17 protein-coding genes are annotated in these 15,558 nt (G+C 67.9%); 10 read left to right on the top strand and 7 right to left on the bottom strand.

The features are described 5' to 3' along the window. Positions 1–6: 6 nt before the first annotated feature. From ACI2JO_RS12640 to ACI2JO_RS12630, 3 genes are read left to right on the top strand one after another with little or no spacing between them, the layout of a single operon-like run. On the top strand, positions 7–780 hold the full coding sequence (locus ACI2JO_RS12640) for an NUDIX hydrolase (protein ID WP_404721049.1): 774 nt from the start codon (positions 7–9) through the stop codon (positions 778–780). 32 nt (positions 781–812) lie between these two features. Beyond that, a complete protein-coding gene (locus ACI2JO_RS12635) occupies positions 813–1,508 on the top strand; it encodes an extensin family protein (RefSeq protein WP_404721048.1) in 696 nt (231 codons plus the stop codon). Continuing rightward, positions 1,499–1,783, top strand: a complete 285-nt coding sequence (locus tag ACI2JO_RS12630; protein WP_404721047.1) for a barstar family protein — start codon at positions 1,499–1,501, stop codon at positions 1,781–1,783. The genes ACI2JO_RS12635 and ACI2JO_RS12630 overlap by 10 nt, the downstream gene beginning before the upstream one ends. A 3-nt stretch (positions 1,784–1,786) precedes the next feature. On the opposite strand, the gene ACI2JO_RS12625 is transcribed toward ACI2JO_RS12630, so the two are convergent. The 4 genes from ACI2JO_RS12625 to ACI2JO_RS12610 all read right to left on the bottom strand — a co-directional run bounded on the left by ACI2JO_RS12625 (position 1,787) and on the right by ACI2JO_RS12610 (position 4,550). Further along, positions 1,787–2,326 carry a hypothetical protein gene (locus tag ACI2JO_RS12625; protein ID WP_404721046.1) on the bottom strand — a complete coding sequence of 180 codons (540 nt, stop codon included), beginning with the start codon at positions 2,324–2,326 and terminating at the stop codon, positions 1,787–1,789. Positions 2,327–2,601: 275 nt separating this feature from the next. Beyond that, entirely contained in the window at positions 2,602–2,895 is a 294-nt protein-coding gene (locus tag ACI2JO_RS12620) for a hypothetical protein (protein ID WP_404721045.1), read from the bottom strand. A 61-nt stretch (positions 2,896–2,956) separates the two neighbouring features. Continuing rightward, positions 2,957–3,730, bottom strand: coding sequence for a transglutaminase family protein (locus ACI2JO_RS12615; RefSeq protein WP_404721044.1), 774 nt, complete (start codon positions 3,728–3,730; stop codon positions 2,957–2,959). A 79-nt stretch (positions 3,731–3,809) separates the two neighbouring features. Then, on the bottom strand, positions 3,810–4,550 hold the full coding sequence (locus tag ACI2JO_RS12610) for a Bax inhibitor-1/YccA family protein (RefSeq protein ID WP_028965041.1): 741 nt from the start codon (positions 4,548–4,550) through the stop codon (positions 3,810–3,812). Between the two features lie 121 nt (positions 4,551–4,671). On the opposite strand from ACI2JO_RS12610, the gene thpR reads away from it, so the two are divergent. Together thpR and ACI2JO_RS12600 are read left to right on the top strand one after the other, a co-directional pair. Next, positions 4,672–5,214, top strand: coding sequence for an RNA 2',3'-cyclic phosphodiesterase (gene thpR, locus ACI2JO_RS12605; RefSeq protein WP_404721043.1), 543 nt, complete (start codon positions 4,672–4,674; stop codon positions 5,212–5,214). 107 nt (positions 5,215–5,321) lie between these two features. Next, positions 5,322–6,872, top strand: coding sequence for a spinster family MFS transporter (locus tag ACI2JO_RS12600; protein WP_404721042.1), 1,551 nt, complete (start codon positions 5,322–5,324; stop codon positions 6,870–6,872). Position 6,873: 1 nt separating this feature from the next. On the opposite strand, the gene ACI2JO_RS12595 is transcribed toward ACI2JO_RS12600, so the two are convergent. After that, positions 6,874–7,416, bottom strand: coding sequence for a superoxide dismutase family protein (locus ACI2JO_RS12595; protein ID WP_404721041.1), 543 nt, complete (start codon positions 7,414–7,416; stop codon positions 6,874–6,876). Between the two features lie 62 nt (positions 7,417–7,478). Beyond that, positions 7,479–8,348 (bottom strand): CDP-alcohol phosphatidyltransferase family protein, encoded by an 870-nt coding sequence (locus ACI2JO_RS12590; RefSeq protein ID WP_404721040.1) that lies wholly within the window; start codon positions 8,346–8,348, stop codon positions 7,479–7,481. Positions 8,349–8,480: 132 nt separating this feature from the next. Here ACI2JO_RS12590 and ACI2JO_RS12585 point away from each other — a divergent pair, with 132 nt between their 5' ends. From ACI2JO_RS12585 to ACI2JO_RS12565, 5 genes are all read left to right on the top strand, one after another. Beyond that, positions 8,481–9,587, top strand: coding sequence for an inositol-3-phosphate synthase (locus ACI2JO_RS12585; protein WP_404721039.1), 1,107 nt, complete (start codon positions 8,481–8,483; stop codon positions 9,585–9,587). Positions 9,588–9,599: 12 nt separating this feature from the next. Next, entirely contained in the window at positions 9,600–10,331 is a 732-nt protein-coding gene (locus ACI2JO_RS12580) for an NTP transferase domain-containing protein (RefSeq protein WP_404721038.1), read from the top strand. An 85-nt stretch (positions 10,332–10,416) separates the two neighbouring features. Then, on the top strand, positions 10,417–10,611 hold the full coding sequence (locus tag ACI2JO_RS12575) for a hypothetical protein (protein ID WP_404721037.1): 195 nt from the start codon (positions 10,417–10,419) through the stop codon (positions 10,609–10,611). A gap of 222 nt (positions 10,612–10,833) precedes the next feature. Continuing rightward, the gene (locus ACI2JO_RS12570) at positions 10,834–11,148 is read left to right on the top strand and encodes a hypothetical protein (protein WP_404721036.1); all 315 of its coding nucleotides are present in this window, start codon (positions 10,834–10,836) and stop codon (positions 11,146–11,148) included. Positions 11,149–11,151: 3 nt separating this feature from the next. Beyond that, the gene (locus ACI2JO_RS12565) at positions 11,152–12,303 is read left to right on the top strand and encodes a saccharopine dehydrogenase family protein (protein ID WP_404721035.1); all 1,152 of its coding nucleotides are present in this window, start codon (positions 11,152–11,154) and stop codon (positions 12,301–12,303) included. Between the two features lie 137 nt (positions 12,304–12,440). On the opposite strand, the gene ACI2JO_RS12560 is transcribed toward ACI2JO_RS12565, so the two are convergent. After that, positions 12,441–15,533 (bottom strand): PAS domain-containing protein, encoded by a 3,093-nt coding sequence (locus ACI2JO_RS12560; protein WP_404721034.1) that lies wholly within the window; start codon positions 15,531–15,533, stop codon positions 12,441–12,443. Positions 15,534–15,558: the final 25 nt, after the last annotated feature.

Here is a 15,558-nt window from a genome sequence, read left to right as displayed (position 1 = left end):
CCGCCGATGATTCAGCCTTCCCCACATCCGCCTGAAGCACGCCCCGCCGCCACGTTGGTGGTGATGCGCGATCGTGCCGATGGTGCCCCCGATATCCTGATGGTTGAGCGCGCCGGCGTGATGGCATTCGCACCCGGCGCGATGGTCTTCCCTGGCGGTCGGGTCGATCCCGGCGACCATGATTTCGCCCGCGCGCTCGCGCTGCGCGATATCGACGAGGGCGCCGCACGGATCGCCGCGATCCGCGAAACGATCGAGGAGGCTGCGCTCCCGGTCGGCTTCATGCGCGCCCCCAACGCCGCCGCGGTCGCGGCCATGCGCGAGGCGCTTGCCAGCGGTTCGGCAATCAGTGAGGCACTGCGGGCGGCTGACGCGTCGCTAGACCTCGACACGCTGGTCCCGTTCGCGCGCTGGCGCCCCGATTACAGCCCCGTCCGGCGCTACGACACCCGCTTCTATCTCGCCGCGCTGCCCCCCGACGCCCCCACGCCGCAAGTCGACGGTACCGAAAACGTCCGGCTGTGCTGGTCAACCGCGCAGGCGGTGCTCGACGATGCCGATGCAGGACGGCTGTCGCTGATCTTTCCAACCCGTCGCAACCTCGAACGACTTGCCCTGTTCCCCTCCTATGCCGCCGCGGTGGCGCAGGCGCGCGCCTTTCCGGTACGCGTCGTGGTGCCATGGTCCGAAACCCGTCACGGAGAGGAATATCTCTGCATTCCAGACGATCTCGGCTATCCCGTGACCGCCGAGCGCCGCGATCGCGTGCGGCGCGGGTAGCGCGCACGTTCCGCCGCGTCGTCAGCTGGGGGGTGGGGCTCGCCCTGCTTGCCACACTGGCGCTCGTCACCTGGGGCACGTTGCGGGGCCGTCCGCAGGATCTGCCGTGGACCCCGCTCGATCTCGGTCAGCCGGTCGGGCTGTTCACCGGGCGAAAGCTGACCGCACTGACCGGCGACGCCGTCTCGTGCCGCGGGCTGCTGACGCAGGCGGGGGTGCGCTTCACCGCGCTTCCCGCGCGTCACGATGGCCGCTGCGGCTATGACGATGCGGTCCGGCTGACCGGCGGTGGAGCGCGCGACGTCGCGCTGTCACCCGCAAATCTTGGCGTCGCCTGCCCGGTCGCCGCCGCGCTGGCGATGTGGGAGTGGAATGTGCTCGCTCCGGCCGCGCGCCGCCATTTCGACGCCCGTGTCACCCGCATCGACCATTACGGCAGCTATGCGTGCCGGCGCCTCTACGGCCGCGATGCCGGCGCATGGAGCGAACATTCGACCGCCGACGCGATCGACATTGCCGGCTTCCGCCTGTCGAACGGTACGCGGATCAGCGTCGCGCGCGACTGGAACGGCGACGGCGCCGAGGCAGCGTTCCTGCGCGAGGTACGTAACGGTGCATGCGGGCTGTTTGCGACCGTTCTCTCACCCGATTACAACGCCGCGCACCGCGACCACTTCCATCTCGATCAGGCGGCGCGAGGCGAAAGGGGATGGCGCGCATGCCGATGATCCGACTGGACGCGCGCGATTGGCAGCGGCGGGAAGATCTTTGGGCGGCGCTGTTGCCGGCGCTCGGCGCGCCCGCCTGGCACGGGCCGAACCTGGACGCGCTCTACGATGGTCTGGTCGCCGGCGAGAACCTGATCCGACCGCCGCTTACCGTCGAGATCGCGGTCAGCACGCCCCTCCCGGAGGCGCTCGCCGCCTATCTCGATCGCGTTCGCGGCGTGTTCGCCGACGCCGCGCGCGATACCGGTATGGCAATCGACTTCCGCCTTGTCTGACGCTCAGTGCGGCAGTGCGGCGGTGTCGACCTTCTCGACCCAATGCGGAAAGAACGCCGGCTGACGCGATGACCAGCCCGATGCGGTCGCCGCCGCCTCGCTGATCGACTGGAGCAGCCGTCGCCGCAACTCCGGATGAAGATGCGGCATCGCCGCCGCCGAGCAGAAAGCAGAGGGCAGCCACGGCCGCACCTTTGCGCCGACCAGCCGCTCGAACAGGAAACGGAACGCCGAGAAGGAGGTGATCCTCCCCTGCCCCAGATCGAACGCCGCCAGCGTGATCAGCGGTGCGAGCACCTGCTCCGCCGCGTCGAGCCCGCTGTCGTCGGGAACCAGCGCGCGGATTGCGGGAAGCCGGCGGTAATGCTGCGCCTGCGCTCGAATGCTCGCCGCTTCGACAACGTCGCGCGACCAGCGCGCCAGCGCATCGTCGCGGTCCAGACCCACGTCGAGGCTACGGCGAATGTACCGCTGCGTTGCTGCCGGGAAGGTCGCGAACTCCTTCATCTCGGCCAGCGTCATCGCCCCTTCGGCCGCCTTCATTCTACCCATCGTCACACCCCGCCGCGCATGATCCAATGCCCGGAAGAATGCACCAGAGTGGTTAACACTTGGCTTAACCGCGCCGTCTTCCGGCTGTCACAAGTCAGCATGGTCCTTGCCGCACCGCAACATGGATGCGACGAACCGAGTGGCGGGTTAAGTTGATGAGGATAAAGGCAGACGGAAGGTCGCCAGAACCGCTTGCGCCGTCTCGGGATTATCCCCCGGACGGCGCTTGCGTTCAACGAGAACTGATGGGGGCCAGAGCGGCCCACTCAGGCGTCGCGCTGGCGCTCCGCCTCTTCGGCGGCGTCGAACCCCGACGACGGTGCCGGCTCGCTGCGTCCCGGCTGGGTGATCGACACCGGGTCGGAGGCGTCCATCGTCTCGTCCAGGCCGGCGTCAAGCCGAGCATCTTCGCTGCCCGGATGCTTGGCCAGTCGCTTCTCGATCGAGCGATCCTGCCCGGCATCCTGGCGTGCGTCCTTCGTTCCACCGGCGTTGCCGGCGTCGGGCGCCACCGACAGGCTGTCGAGCGCGCGGTCGTCGATCGGGCTCGCTTCGGTCATCATACCCTCCTCATCCGGACATATTGGTTCACATTTAAACGCCGATCGCTCGCCCGCGTTCCTAGTCGAGACGCAGGACGCGGACGCGCTGCTCCCACAGGCTGGCGGTGCCGAAGATCGTCATGAAGGCGATATCGGTGGCATCACGCCCCACCCCGACCCGTGCGATCTCGTCGGCGCGCGCCATGCCGGTCGCGTCCAGCAGATGCCACGCACCGTCCAGCCACACTTCCGCAACCGCATGGAAGTCGGGCGGATCGACGCCGGGCGCATAGACTGACACGCAGCGCGCCGGGATTTCCGCCGCGCGCGCCAGTGCGACAAGCAGATGCGCGTAATCCCGGCACACGCCGCGCCGCTCTGCAAAGGTATGCAGCGCGCCGCCACCGGGCGCGACCGGGGCATAATCGAGATTGTCACGCACCCACTCGGCGAGCGCGACCGCCAGCGCCCCGCCGCTCAGGCCATCGAAAGTGCGCCGCACGAAATTGTCGAACCGGTCGGCCTCGCAATAGCGGCTCGGCAGCAGATAGGGAATCGTCGCTGCGGGGAGCCGCGCCGCCGGAGTCGCAGGCAACAGGTCGAGCCGCACCGCCGGCCGGTCGATCGCGACGATCGCGCTGTACCGCGCCACCAGCCGGTGCTCGGCACGCGCCCAGCAGCGCTGCCCGATCCCGTCCTCGCCCGCGACCGCACGGATCGGGTGATCCGATTCGATCACCAGCGATTGCGTCTCCAGCAATTGGTCGGGGAGCGCGGCAACCTCGATCTGGAGCAGAACGTCGGCGGCGGCGGGAAAGCCGTAATCCAGCACCGCTTCGATCGACAGGCGCATCTTCGCTCTTTCCGCATATGAGAAGGGGCCCGGCGGTCACCCGCCGAGCCCCGGACGTTCCGTCATTCAATCCCGCGGATCAGTCGCGGTTCCCGCCGAACAGGCGCAGGATGAACAGGAACATGTTGATGAAGTCGAGGTACAGGCTCAGCGCCGACATCACGACTGCCTTGCCCACCATCTCCGGACCATAGCCCGCGACCTGGAAATACAGGCTCTTGGTGCGCTGCGTGTCATAGGCGGTCAGGCCCGCGAACAGCAGCACGCCGACCAGCGAGATCAACAGGCCGAGCGGCCCCGAGTTGACGAACAGATTGATGAGGCTCGCAACGATCAGGCCGACGAGGCCGATGATCAGGAACGTGCCGAACGCCGAGAGGTCACGCTTCGTCGTATAACCGTACAGGCTCAGCGCCGCGAAGCCCGCCGCAGTGGCGGCAAACGCCTGCGCGATTGCGATCGGCGAGTAGACGAAGAAGATCGACGACAGCGACAGGCCCATCGCGACCGCGAAGCCCCAGAACATCGCCTTGAGCGTCGAAGTCGAGAACTTGCCCTGTCCAAAGCTCATCGCGAACACGAACGCCAGCGGCGCCAGCGCCACGACCCAGCGCAGCGGCGTGCCGAACACCGCCTGCGCATAGCCCGACAATGCAAAGCCGAGCGCGACGATGCCGGTCAACAGCACGCCGGAGGCCATGTAATTGTAGACGGACAGCATGTACGACCGCAGGCCGGCGTCGCGCGCCTCCGTGCGGGTGCCCGAAGCGGCCCCGCCAAACGGGGCAGCGGAGGGCCGGGGATCGGACCAATTGGCCATTGTCTCTTTGCTCCTTCATCCGAACGAATGGGTCGGATACGAGGAATATCGCGCGTCGGTTCCCGCTTTTCAAGCGAGGCGCATGCGCGCATCCGATCCAGCAAAGGTTCGTTACAGCCCCATGCACCGCCTTTTCGTCGCGCTGCGCCCGCCCCCTGCGATCCGCACCCTGCTGCTCGACGCGATGGAAGGCCTGCCCGGCGCACGTTGGCAGGACGACGAGCAGTTGCACGTAACGCTGCGATTCATCGGCGAGGTCGACCGGCGACAGGCCGAGGATATCGCCACCGCGCTATCACGCATCGCGGCCCCCGTTCCGACCGTCCGGCTGGACGGCGCGGGCACGTTCGACAAGCGCGGGCGGATCGACACGCTCTGGGCGCGGGTCGTCCCCGTAGAGCCGCTCGCCGCGCTCCATCGTAAGGTCGATCAGGCGCTCGCCCGCGCCGGCGTCGCCCCCGATCCGCGCCGCTACTTGCCGCACGTCACGCTCGCGCGCTTTTCGCGCACCGCTGGCGACCCGGCATTGATCGACCGCTGGATCGCCGACCACGCCGCACTCGCCTCGCCCGACTTCACGATGCCGCACCTGACGTTATTCGAGAGCATCCTCGGCCACGAAGGAGCGAGGTATGAGGCGGTCGCAAGGTGGCCTTTGGACTAGGATCGCCGAGCTTCGATCCAGGTAAGCCCCTCCCCTTCAGGGGAGGGGTGCATGCCTCTTCCCTCGCCCCGATACTCTGTTACGCTGCCCCGAAATCGGGAGGATGCATGGCCGGAGAGCAGGACGCCCGCGCGAGCGGCTATGCATGGTATGTGCTGGGGCTGCTGTTCCTGGTCTACGTCCTCAACTTCGTCGACCGACAGGTGATCTCGATCCTCGCCGAGGATATCAAGCGCGACCTCAACCTGCGCGACGAGGATCTCGGCTTCCTTTACGGCACCGCCTTCGGCGTCTTCTACGCGCTGTTCGGCATTCCGCTCGGCCGGCTTGCCGACAATTGGCACCGCGTCCGGCTGATGAGCGCCGGGCTGACGCTCTGGTCGGCGATGACCGCGCTCTCGGGGCTCTCCGCGAACGGCGCGCAGCTCGCCGCCGCGCGGGTCGGCGTCGGTGTCGGCGAGGCGACCGCCTCCCCTTCGGCCTATTCGCTGATCTCCGACTATTTCCCCAAGCGGCTGCGCGCCACCGCGCTGTCGATCTATTCGGCGGGCCTGTATGTCGGTGGCGGCTGCTCGTTGTTCATCGGCGGGTTGATCGTCCAGAACTGGAACCGCGCCTATCCCGGCGGCGGGCCGCTCGGGCTCGCCGGCTGGCAGGCCGCCTTCCTCGCGGTAGGCGTGCCCGGGCTGGTGCTCGCACTGATCGTCGCGACGCTGCGCGAGCCGGTGCGCGGTGCGGTCGAGGGGCTGCCAACCCCGCAAGCGCACCCCGCGCCGTTTCGCGCCTTTCGCGACGAGCTGGTGACGATCTTGCCACCGCTCACGCTGATCGGTGCGGCACGGCTCGGGCGGCGCGCGCTGCTCGTCAACCTTGCGGGGCTGGCCGTCACGGTCGCGCTCGTCACCGTGCTCCACGCGCTAGGCGAGCCGCTGCCGCAGTGGATCGCGGTCGGCGTTGGCTTCTATGCGGTCTTCTCCTGGGGCTGCGCGCTGCGCCACCGCGACCCGCCAACCTTCGCGCTGATCCTCGGCACCCCCGCCTTTCTGTGCACCGTGGTCGCCTACGGTCTGAATGCCTTCATGGCCTATGCGTCGAGCTTCTGGGCAGCACCTTATGCGATCCGCGTACTTGGCGTCGCCCCTGCGCAGGCCGGGCTCTTCATCGGCGGCGCGGGCGCGGCGGCGGGGTTCATCGGCGTCACCACCGGCGGGTTGCTCGCCGACCGGCTGCGGCGCACCAACCCGGCCGGGCGGCTGGTGCCGGTGCTGGCCAGCGCGGTGCTGCCGATGCCGTTCATGGTCGCGGGCTACACCACCGCAACGCCTGCCGTGCTCTACGTCTGCGTGTTTTGCGCGCAGGTGTTCGCGGCCTGGGGGCTGGGAGCCGCCGCCGCCGCGACGCAGGACCTCGTCCTGCCCCGTATGCGCGGCACCGCGACCGCGACCTTCTTCATCGGCACGACGCTGATCGGGCTGGCGTTGGGACCATATCTCGCCGGTCGGATCTCGTCGCTCAGCGGCAGCCTGTCGACGGGAATGCTGTCGTTGCTGCTCAGCGTTCCTGTTACGCTGGCGGCGGGGCTAATCGCCTACCGCCGCTTCCCCGCCGCCGAACGCACCCGCGAAGCGCGCGCGCGAGCGGCGGGGGAGCTGGTTTAGCTCACGACGCCTGGAACACACCGCAGGCGATCCGCCCGCCCGAATTGCCGCTCGGGTCGGTCATCAGGTCGTCCGGTCCGGCATGGATCACCATCGCCGCGCCATCGGCATCGAGCAGCCCGGCGAGCGTCGCGCCCGGGATCACCGCGCCGATCGTCCCGCGCCCGTCGCTGCCGATCACGAGGTTGGGCAGGTCGCCCTGGTGGGGTCCCTGCGGGTTCATCGTCCCGTGCTTCTTCTGCGTCGGGTTCCAGTGCCCGCCGGCGGTCGTGAAGTCCGGCGCGTCGCAGCGCCCGACCATGTGGACGTGCGCGCCATGCGTCCCCGCCGGCATGCCCGTCGCGTCGATCGTGAAGCGAACCCCGCCCGCCACGTCCGTCGCGCTTGCGCGGCCTACGGGCGCGCCCGTCGCGGTCGCCAGCATCGCCACGGCGCGCGCGCCGCCGGCAACCGGCGTGCCGGTATCCATCTTGCCCTCGTCATTGCACGCCGCCAGCATCAGCGTCGCCAGCCCGATCCCTGCTATCGTCAGAACCTGTCGCATCGTCGCTCCTCCCTATGATCTTCCGCGCCAACCCGCCGCCGTGCGGGCGGGTTCCGGCGCCGTCACTGATGCCCGTCCGCGATCAGCGCCGCGATCCGCCGCCCCAGATAGGCAGCCTGCATGATCGCCAGCACCAGTCCGATGTTGAGCACCACGATCTCGATCAGGAAGAACCACAAGGGCGTCCCGGCGATCATGCTCAACCCCAGCAGGATCGTGCGCGGATTTGCCCCGAGCGCGGCCAGCAACGGCAGCGCGCGCGACCCGACCGTCTGCGCGATCCCCGCGATCCGCCGCCGCTCGGGCGGGTCCGCCTCCGCGCTCGCCACCAGCGCGTTGACGCGCTGCGTCGGCCGCGACAGCGCGTGCCACACGCTCAGATACAGGTTCGACAACGCGACGCCGATGCCCCGCCCGTCCGACTTCGCGTTCTGCAGCCACGGCGTATTATACGCCCACCATTGATAGGTGCGGCGCTGGCTTTCGGCGAAGACCGACTGCACTGCGCGGCTCAACCCCGCCGAGATCGCGATCGGCCATGCGATCCAGCCCACGGTGTCGTCCAGCGTCCCCGCCAGCAACAGGTACAGAACGCCGTGACCGGCATAGTCGCACAGGCCGTCGACGATCTCGCCCGACGGCGAGGCGCGCCCCGACATTCGGGCCAGCGCGCCATCCGCGCCGTCGACGACGTGCCAGCCGCAATGCAGCGCAAAGCCGATCGCGATCGCCAACGGGGTGGCGACCCAGGCGTACAGCACCGCGGTTACCATCACCATCACCGCGCCGGCGATCGACACCATGTTCGGCGTCACCGGCGTCGGCACCAGCGCCTTCGCCAGCCGGTGCGCCAGCGGGTGGTACAGCACCCTGTTCAAAAAACCTTGCAGCTCGCGCGGCTTTCCCGCCACAGCCGTTTCAGATTCGTTCACGCGGTCCCTCGCGAGATTGCCCCGCTGCGCCTATACAGCGCATCGGCTCGCTTGACAGATGCCACGTATCTGTCACCAAGCGGCAACGTAAAATGGCTTTTCGTCCGACTAAGCGTCGGCAAGTGGGGTAGAATGGCGACGATCAAGGTTGCGGTTATCGGTGTCGGCAACTGCGCAAGCAGCCTAATTCAGGGTAAATATCACTATGCCGGCAGCAACACCGCCGCGGGCCTGATCCACGAGGATATCGGTGGATACAAGGTTGGCGATCTGGAGTTCGTCGCCGCATTTGACGTCGACTCACGCAAGGTCGGGCTTGATCTGGGTGAAGCGATCTTCGCCAAGCCGAACTGCACCAAGGTGTTCCACGCCGACGTGCCCAAGACCGGCACGATCGTGAAGATGGGTGCCAAGCTGGACGGCGTTGCGCCGCACATGCTGACCGCGGCCAACGATCGCGGGTTCGAGATCAACGACACCCGTGATGCCGAAAAGGCGGAGATCATCGCCGAGCTGAAGAACTCGGGCGCGGAGATCCTCGTCAACTTCCTGCCGGTCGGCAGCCAGGAAGCGACCGAATTCTACATGGAATGCGCGCTCGAGGCCGGTCTCGGCGTCGTGAACTGCATGCCCGTGTTCATCGCCTCGCGCCCGGAGTGGGAGAAGAAGTTCGCCGACGCCGGCCTGCCGATCATCGGCGACGACGTGAAGGCGCAGGTCGGCGCGACAATCGTCCACCGCGTGCTGTCGAACCTGTTCGGGCAGCGCGGCGTGACGATCGATCACACCTATCAGCTCAACACCGGCGGCAACACCGACTTCATGAACATGCTCGACCGCAACCGGTTGCAGAGCAAGAAGGAGTCGAAGACCGAGGCAGTGCAGGCGGTGATCGCCGAGCGGCTGGCGGACGAGAACATCCACGTCGGTCCGTCGGACTATATTCCATGGCTGGGCGACAACAAGCTGTGCTTCCTGCGGCTTGAGGGCGACCTGTTCGGCGGCGTGCCGATGAACCTCGAACTGCGCCTGTCGGTCGAGGATTCGCCGAATTCGGCGGCGGTCGTCGTGGACGCGATCCGTTGCGTGAAGCTCGGGCTGGAGCGCGGCATTTCCGGCGCGCTGGAAGGCCCGTCGGCATTCTTCTGCAAGCACCCGCCGCAGCAGGTGACCGACGACGTGGCGGCCGCGATGACCAACGAGTTCATCCACGCCGACGCGCGCCTCGCCGCCGAATAAGGTCTATCGACCTTGCACGCGCTGATCGTCGCGGCCGGCTATGGCAGCCGGCTGCGCGAGGTGTCACCCTCGAAACCGCTGACGCTGGTTCACGGCGTCGCGCTGATCGAGCGCGTGCTGCGCGCCGCCCGCGCGGGCGGCGTCACCGACGTCACGGTCGTCACCGGCCATGAAGCCGAGCGGCTCGAACGCCATCTGGCGCTCGCCGCCGCGACGCTCGACCTGCCGGTGCGCTGCGTGCGCACCCCCGATTGGTCGTTGTCGAACGGCCATTCGGTGCTGACCGGCGCCGACGCGATCGGCGCGCGGCGTCATTTGCTGATGATGGCTGACCATCTCGTCGACCCTGCGCTGATCGCGCGCGTTGCCGCCGCCCCCGAGGCAGCACTGACGCTCGGCGTCGACCGCCGGCTCGACAATCCGTTGGTCGACATGGATGACGTCACCCGCGTCCGTGCCGATGGCAACCGGATCGTCGCGATCGGCAAGCATCTGCCCGATTACAATTGCTTCGATACCGGCGTCTTCGCGGTCGACGCGCGCTTCCATGACGCGCTGCGCGCCTCGATCGCGGCGGGCGGTGCGGGGTCGATCTCGGCCGGCGTCGAAGCGCTGGCGCAGACCGGCGAGGCCCGGGTAATCGACATCGGCGACGCCTGGTGGCTCGACGTCGACGATGCGCGCGCACTGGCGCAGGCGGAGGCCGCTTTGGCCGACCGCGACACGCATCAGCACGCCGCCTGACAGCAACAAAATCTCACCGGCCAGCCCGGAACACGCCAGCAACACAGGTTATTGGTCCCGGCGAAGCTGATCGCCGGAGAAACCTATGTCGCACGACCCTCGCCCAATTGCCCAGCGCAGCATTGCCGGCTGGCCCGCGCTGCTCGTGATCTGTGTCCTGATCGCAGGCGTCCTTTATCTGACGCTCGGTCGCAACGAGCCCGCAGCCCGCGTCAAGCCCGCCACCGGAACGGCGCAGGCGATGGCGCTCGCCGCCGAGCAGCCGGACGCGCGACGGTAAGCGTTTCCGCGCGGACGGCCTCTCCCACTCTGTCCGCGCCCCACTCCATTCGTGCTGAGCCGCTGGAAGCACGTGCGCCACGACGAGCGCCCTTCGACAAGCTCAGGACGAACGCTGGTCGATCATCCGGCCGGCGCGAAATTGCTCGAGCCGTCGACGTCGATCCCGATCAACGTCGGGAACCCCCAGGGATCGTCACCCCACCCCGCGCGTTGTGACTTCATGACCGACCCCGTCGACCCCCAGCATCGCCGCCGGACCGCCTTCGACAAGGACACCGGCAAGTTTGGTCAGGGCTATACGCTCGATGAGGAGCGAAAGCTCGCCGAGGACATGCCCGCCGGCTCCGTCGCGCCCAGGCCGTCAAGCCTCGCGCCTTCGGAGGGCGACGCCGGGCGCCGCGCGTCGTTCGATCCTGCGACCGGCGCGGTGCATGGCAGCGGTGCGAGCGCCGGTGGCGGCCACGACGGCGAAGACCCCAGCGATGATCGCGCCGGCGGGTCCGGGGCTCCGCTGACGGGCGTCGGCACGGACTGAAACGTGGCGGCCGAGTTCGACATCATCCTGTTCGGCGCGACGGGCTTCACGGGCAAGCTGGTCGCCGAATATCTTGCGCGGCGCGATCCTGACGGACTGCGCTGGGCAATCGCCGGTCGCGATGTTGCGAAGCTCGCCACCGTTCTCGACGACTTGGCGATCGATGTCCCCGCCGTCGTGGCCGACAGCGACGACGCGGTCGCGCTTGAAGGAATGTGCCGCCGCGCCTCGGTGGTCATCAGCACGGTCGGCCCATACCAGCTCCACGGCAGCAAGCTGATCGCCGCCTGCGCCGCGACGGGCACCGCCTACGTCGATCTGTGTGGCGAACCAGCGTGGATGCGCCGGATGATCGACGCGCATCACGAGGAAGCACAGCGCAGCGGCGCGCGGATCGTTTTTTCGTGCGGCTTCGACTCGATACCGTTCGACCTTGGGGTCCTGACGTTGCAGGAGGCGGCGCTCACGCGCTTCGGGACGCCGGTGCCCCGGATCAAGGCACGCGTCCGGCACATGAAAGGTGGCTTCTCCGGCGGCACGGCCGCCAGCCTGAAGGCGACGCTGGCCGCCGCCGCACGCCAGCCGTCGCTGCTCGCTCTGCTCAGCGATCCGTTCGCGCTCACTCCCGGCCACGCCGGCCCGCATCAACCAAGCGGCCTGTTGCCCGAATACGACCCCACGCTCCAGTCATGGGTCGCGCCGTTCATCATGGCACCGATCAACACCAAGAACGTTCACCGGACCAACTTCCTGCTCGGACAGCGTTGGGGCGATCTGGTCTATGACGAGATGGTGGTGGCCGGGCTCGGCGATCTCGGCAAGGCGGCCGCCGAGACGCTGGCCAAGCTGAATCCGTTCGCGGGCGACCAAGGGCCGAAACAGGGCGAGGGTCCGTCGAAGGAAGAGCGTGACGCCGGGTATTTCGACATCCTCTTCGCGGGTCTGATGCCCGACGGCACGCGACTCGACGCCGTCGTGACCGGCGACAGCGACCCCGGCTATGGCTGCACGTCGAAAATGCTCGCCGAAAGCGCCCTGTGTCTGCTTCGCGACGTCGAAGCGAATGGCGGCGTCTGGACACCCGGCGCGATCATGGGTGTCCCGCTGCGGGAACGGCTGCGGGCCCGGGCGGGGATGGCCTTTACGGCGGGCTGAAAGCCGTCACCCGAGTTTCCGCAGCGTACTTATCTTCCGCCGCGCCGTCATTGCGAGCGTAGCGAAGCAATCCAGAGCCGGACCAAGACGCCTTCCATTGCTTCGCTATAGGTCGATTCGGACTCCCGCCGACAAGCCTATCTAACGCCCTCAGCCTCGACCTCGTGCTTCACCTGCCCGCAAAGCAGCGCCAGCAGATCGCGCGCGTTATAGGGCTTGGCGAGCAGGTGCATGTTCGGCTCTTCGACCTGCACCGCCGCAATATCACCGCTTGCGACCACGATGCGCACCCCCGGGTGCAACTCGGCCGCCCGCGCGGCAAGCTCCAGCCCCGACGATCCCGGCAGGTGCACGTCGGTCACCAGCACGTCGATCGGCGCGGTCTGCAACGCCGCCATCGCCTCTTCCGCGCTTGCGGCGTCGACCACGACATGCCCGGCCTCCTGCAAGACCTCGGCGGTCGCGCTGCGGATCAGCGCATCGTCCTCGACCAGCAGGATCGTCCGCCGTGCCGCTGCCGGCTCGACGACGCGCGGCATCGGCTGCGAACGCGGCGCGGCGCTCTCGCGGCGCTGCGCCTGCTGCGCGAGCACATGTCGCACCTTCCGCGCCAGCGCCTCGCGCGTGTACGGCTTCGACAGCAATTCGACGCCCGCATCCAGCCGCCCGCCATGGACGATGGAATTCTCCGTGTATCCGCTGGTGAAGAGCACCGCGAGATCGGGCAGCCGCTCGCGCGCCTTGCGCGCCATCTCCGGGCTCTTGAGCGTTCCCGGCATCACCACGTCGGTGAACAGCAGGTCGATCGGGATGCCGCTCTCGACCACGCTCAGCGCGCTTTGCGCGTCGACCGCCTTGAGCACGCGATAACCCAGATCGCCGAGCATCTCGACGACCGTCGCGCGCACCTCGTCGTCATCCTCGACCACCAGCACCGTCTCGGTCCCGCCGGCGATCGGGCCGTTGTCGAGCACCACCTCCACGTCCTCGCTCTCCATCGCGCGCGGCAGATAGAGGCGGATCGTCGTGCCGTGTCCCGGCTCCGAATAGATGTTCACATGCCCGCCGGACTGTTTGACGAAGCCATAGACCATCGACAGACCCAGCCCCGAACCCTTGCCTTCCGCCTTGGTGGAGAAGAACGGCTCGAACACCTTGGCGACCACCTCGTCGGACATGCCGCAGCCGGTGTCGGTCACCGCCAGCATGACATATTGTCCCGGCTCGACCTCGTCGTGCCGGCGCGAATAATCGTCGTCGAGATGCGTGTTCGCCAGCTCGATCGTGAGCTTGCCCTGCCCTTCCATCGCGTCACGCGCGTTGATCGCGAGGTTCAGCAGCGCATTCTCGACCTGACCCGGATCGATGAACGTGTTCCACAGCCCGCCGCCGAAGATCGTCTCGACCTCGATCCCCTCGCCGATTGCCCGGCGCAGCATGTCGTCCATCCCGCGCACGAAACGCGTGACGTTGACGACCTTGGGCTCCAGCGCCTGCCGCCGCCCGAACGCCAGCAATTGCGCCGCCAGCCGCGATCCGCGCGACACGCCAGCCAGCGCATTCGCGACGCGCGTCTCGGCGCGCGCATTGCCCGCAATATCCTTCTGCAACAGCTGGAGGTTGCCCGAGACGACCTGCAACAGATTGTTGAAGTCGTGCGCGACGCCGCCGGTCAGCTTGCCGACCGTTTCCATCTTCTGCGCCTGCATCAGCTTGCGCTCGGCGGCGTGACGGGACGCGATCTCCTCGATCACGCGCGTCTCCAGCGTCTCGTTGAGCTGGCGAAGCTGATCCTCCGCGCGTTCGCGGTGCCGCACCTGCCGCTCCAGCTGCTCGGCATGGTCGCGCAGCGCCGCCTCGGCGGCGCGTTGATGCGTGATATCGGTATGCACGCCGACCCATTCCGCAACCGCGCCGTGCGCGTCGATCCGCGGCACCGCGCGCACCGCGAAGGTCCGCCACGTCCCGCAATGGCGGCGGACCCGGTGCTCGAAGACGAAGGTCGACTTGGACTTGACCGCCTTGCGCCACGCATTCACCGTCGGCTGCGCATCGTCAGGGTGGACCGCGTCGGCCCAGCCATAGCCCTGATATTGCTCGGGCGTTTGTCCGGTCAGCATCGCCCAGCCGATCTGCTCGCCCGTCATCCGCCCTTCGGCGTCATTGGTCCAAAGCACGCCGTGCATCGCCTCCATCGCAGCGCGGAAGCGCGCGTTGCTGGCGTGTAGTGCTTCCTCGCGCCGCACCCGCTCCTCGACGTCGAGCACGATCACCTGGAAGCCCAGCACCGTACCATTTTCGTCGAAGCGCGGCAGATAGCGGATATCGGCGCGGCGCCACGATCCGTCACCATGCTGGATCAGCGAGTCCTCGACGATCGTCTCACCCGCCAGGGCGCGTTCCATCGCGGCGCGACGGCGCTCGAAATTGTCCGCGCCGATCACGTCGCGGGTATGGCGCCCGATCACATCGTCCGCGCCGATCCCGAACCAGTCGTAATAATGCTGGTTTGCGTAGCGATAGACCAGATCGCGATCGATGAACGACACGAGCAGCGGCAGCGCGTCCGTCACCATCCGCAGCTCGGCCTCGCTGGCGGCCAGTCGCCGCTCCAGCAACAGCCGGGTGGTGTTGTCGATCACGGTGCACAGCACCCCGCCCGGCCGGCCATCGTTATCGATCACCGGCGTATAGAACAGATCGAAGAACAATTCGGTCGGCCCGCCCTCACGCATCAACGTCAGCGGCTGATCGCGATAGCTGACGACCTCACCGGCGAGGCCCCGATCGATGATCGCACGATTCCAGTCGGCGATTTCGGGGAAGACCGCCGCGACGGCCTTTCCCATCCCATCGGGGTGGCGCGCACCCAGGATCTCGCGATAGGCGTCATTGTAGAGCAACACGCCATCGCGGCCCCACATCAGCACTTTCGGCACTGGCGAGTTGACGACGTTCCCCACCGTCACGCGCAACGCCGAGGACCATCGCTCGACCGGGCCGAGCGCATGGGTCGACCAGTCGCCGTCGCGGATCAACGCGCCGCATTCACCCCCGCCGGTCGGCCAGGCGCCCGGCGTCTCACGTGGCACCGCGCCGTCGCGCAGCAGCTTCAGCGCGGTCCGAACGACTTCGCTGGCGTTCCCGTAATCGCCGCTTGCCAGGCGGTCGGTAACGAAGGCATCGAGTTCGGGCGTGAGCGACACGTTGCGCGATTGACGATGGGCCATGATGCGACTGTCTGCCTCGCTCTAC

It is taken from the genome of Sphingomonas sp. NPDC079357, assembly GCF_044901155.1.
GTDB lineage: Bacteria > Pseudomonadota > Alphaproteobacteria > Sphingomonadales > Sphingomonadaceae > Sphingomonas.
The sequence above is the reverse complement of the archived record's forward strand: the minus strand, read 5'-3'. Positions and strand labels throughout refer to the sequence as shown.

Bases quoted from the DNA above. Each gene is read 5' to 3' on its own strand.
- ACI2JO_RS12640 (WP_404721049.1), top strand. From the start codon at position 7: ATGATTCAGCCTTCCCCACATCCGCCTGAAGCACGCCCCGCCGCCACG.
- ACI2JO_RS12630 (WP_404721047.1), top strand. From the start codon at position 1,499: ATGCCGATGATCCGACTGGACGCGCGCGATTGGCAGCGGCGGGAAGAT.
- ACI2JO_RS12625 (WP_404721046.1), bottom strand. From the start codon at position 2,326: ATGAAGGCGGCCGAAGGGGCGATGACGCTGGCCGAGATGAAGGAGTTC.
- ACI2JO_RS12620 (WP_404721045.1), bottom strand. From the start codon at position 2,895: ATGACCGAAGCGAGCCCGATCGACGACCGCGCGCTCGACAGCCTGTCG.
- ACI2JO_RS12615 (WP_404721044.1), bottom strand. From the start codon at position 3,730: ATGCGCCTGTCGATCGAAGCGGTGCTGGATTACGGCTTTCCCGCCGCC.
- ACI2JO_RS12610 (WP_028965041.1), bottom strand. From the start codon at position 4,550: ATGGCCAATTGGTCCGATCCCCGGCCCTCCGCTGCCCCGTTTGGCGGG.
- thpR (WP_404721043.1), top strand. From the start codon at position 4,672: ATGCACCGCCTTTTCGTCGCGCTGCGCCCGCCCCCTGCGATCCGCACC.
- ACI2JO_RS12600 (WP_404721042.1), top strand. From the start codon at position 5,322: ATGGCCGGAGAGCAGGACGCCCGCGCGAGCGGCTATGCATGGTATGTG.
- ACI2JO_RS12595 (WP_404721041.1), bottom strand. From the start codon at position 7,416: ATGCGACAGGTTCTGACGATAGCAGGGATCGGGCTGGCGACGCTGATG.
- ACI2JO_RS12585 (WP_404721039.1), top strand. From the start codon at position 8,481: ATGGCGACGATCAAGGTTGCGGTTATCGGTGTCGGCAACTGCGCAAGC.
- ACI2JO_RS12575 (WP_404721037.1), top strand. From the start codon at position 10,417: ATGTCGCACGACCCTCGCCCAATTGCCCAGCGCAGCATTGCCGGCTGG.
- ACI2JO_RS12570 (WP_404721036.1), top strand. From the start codon at position 10,834: ATGACCGACCCCGTCGACCCCCAGCATCGCCGCCGGACCGCCTTCGAC.
- ACI2JO_RS12560 (WP_404721034.1), bottom strand. From the start codon at position 15,533: ATGGCCCATCGTCAATCGCGCAACGTGTCGCTCACGCCCGAACTCGAT.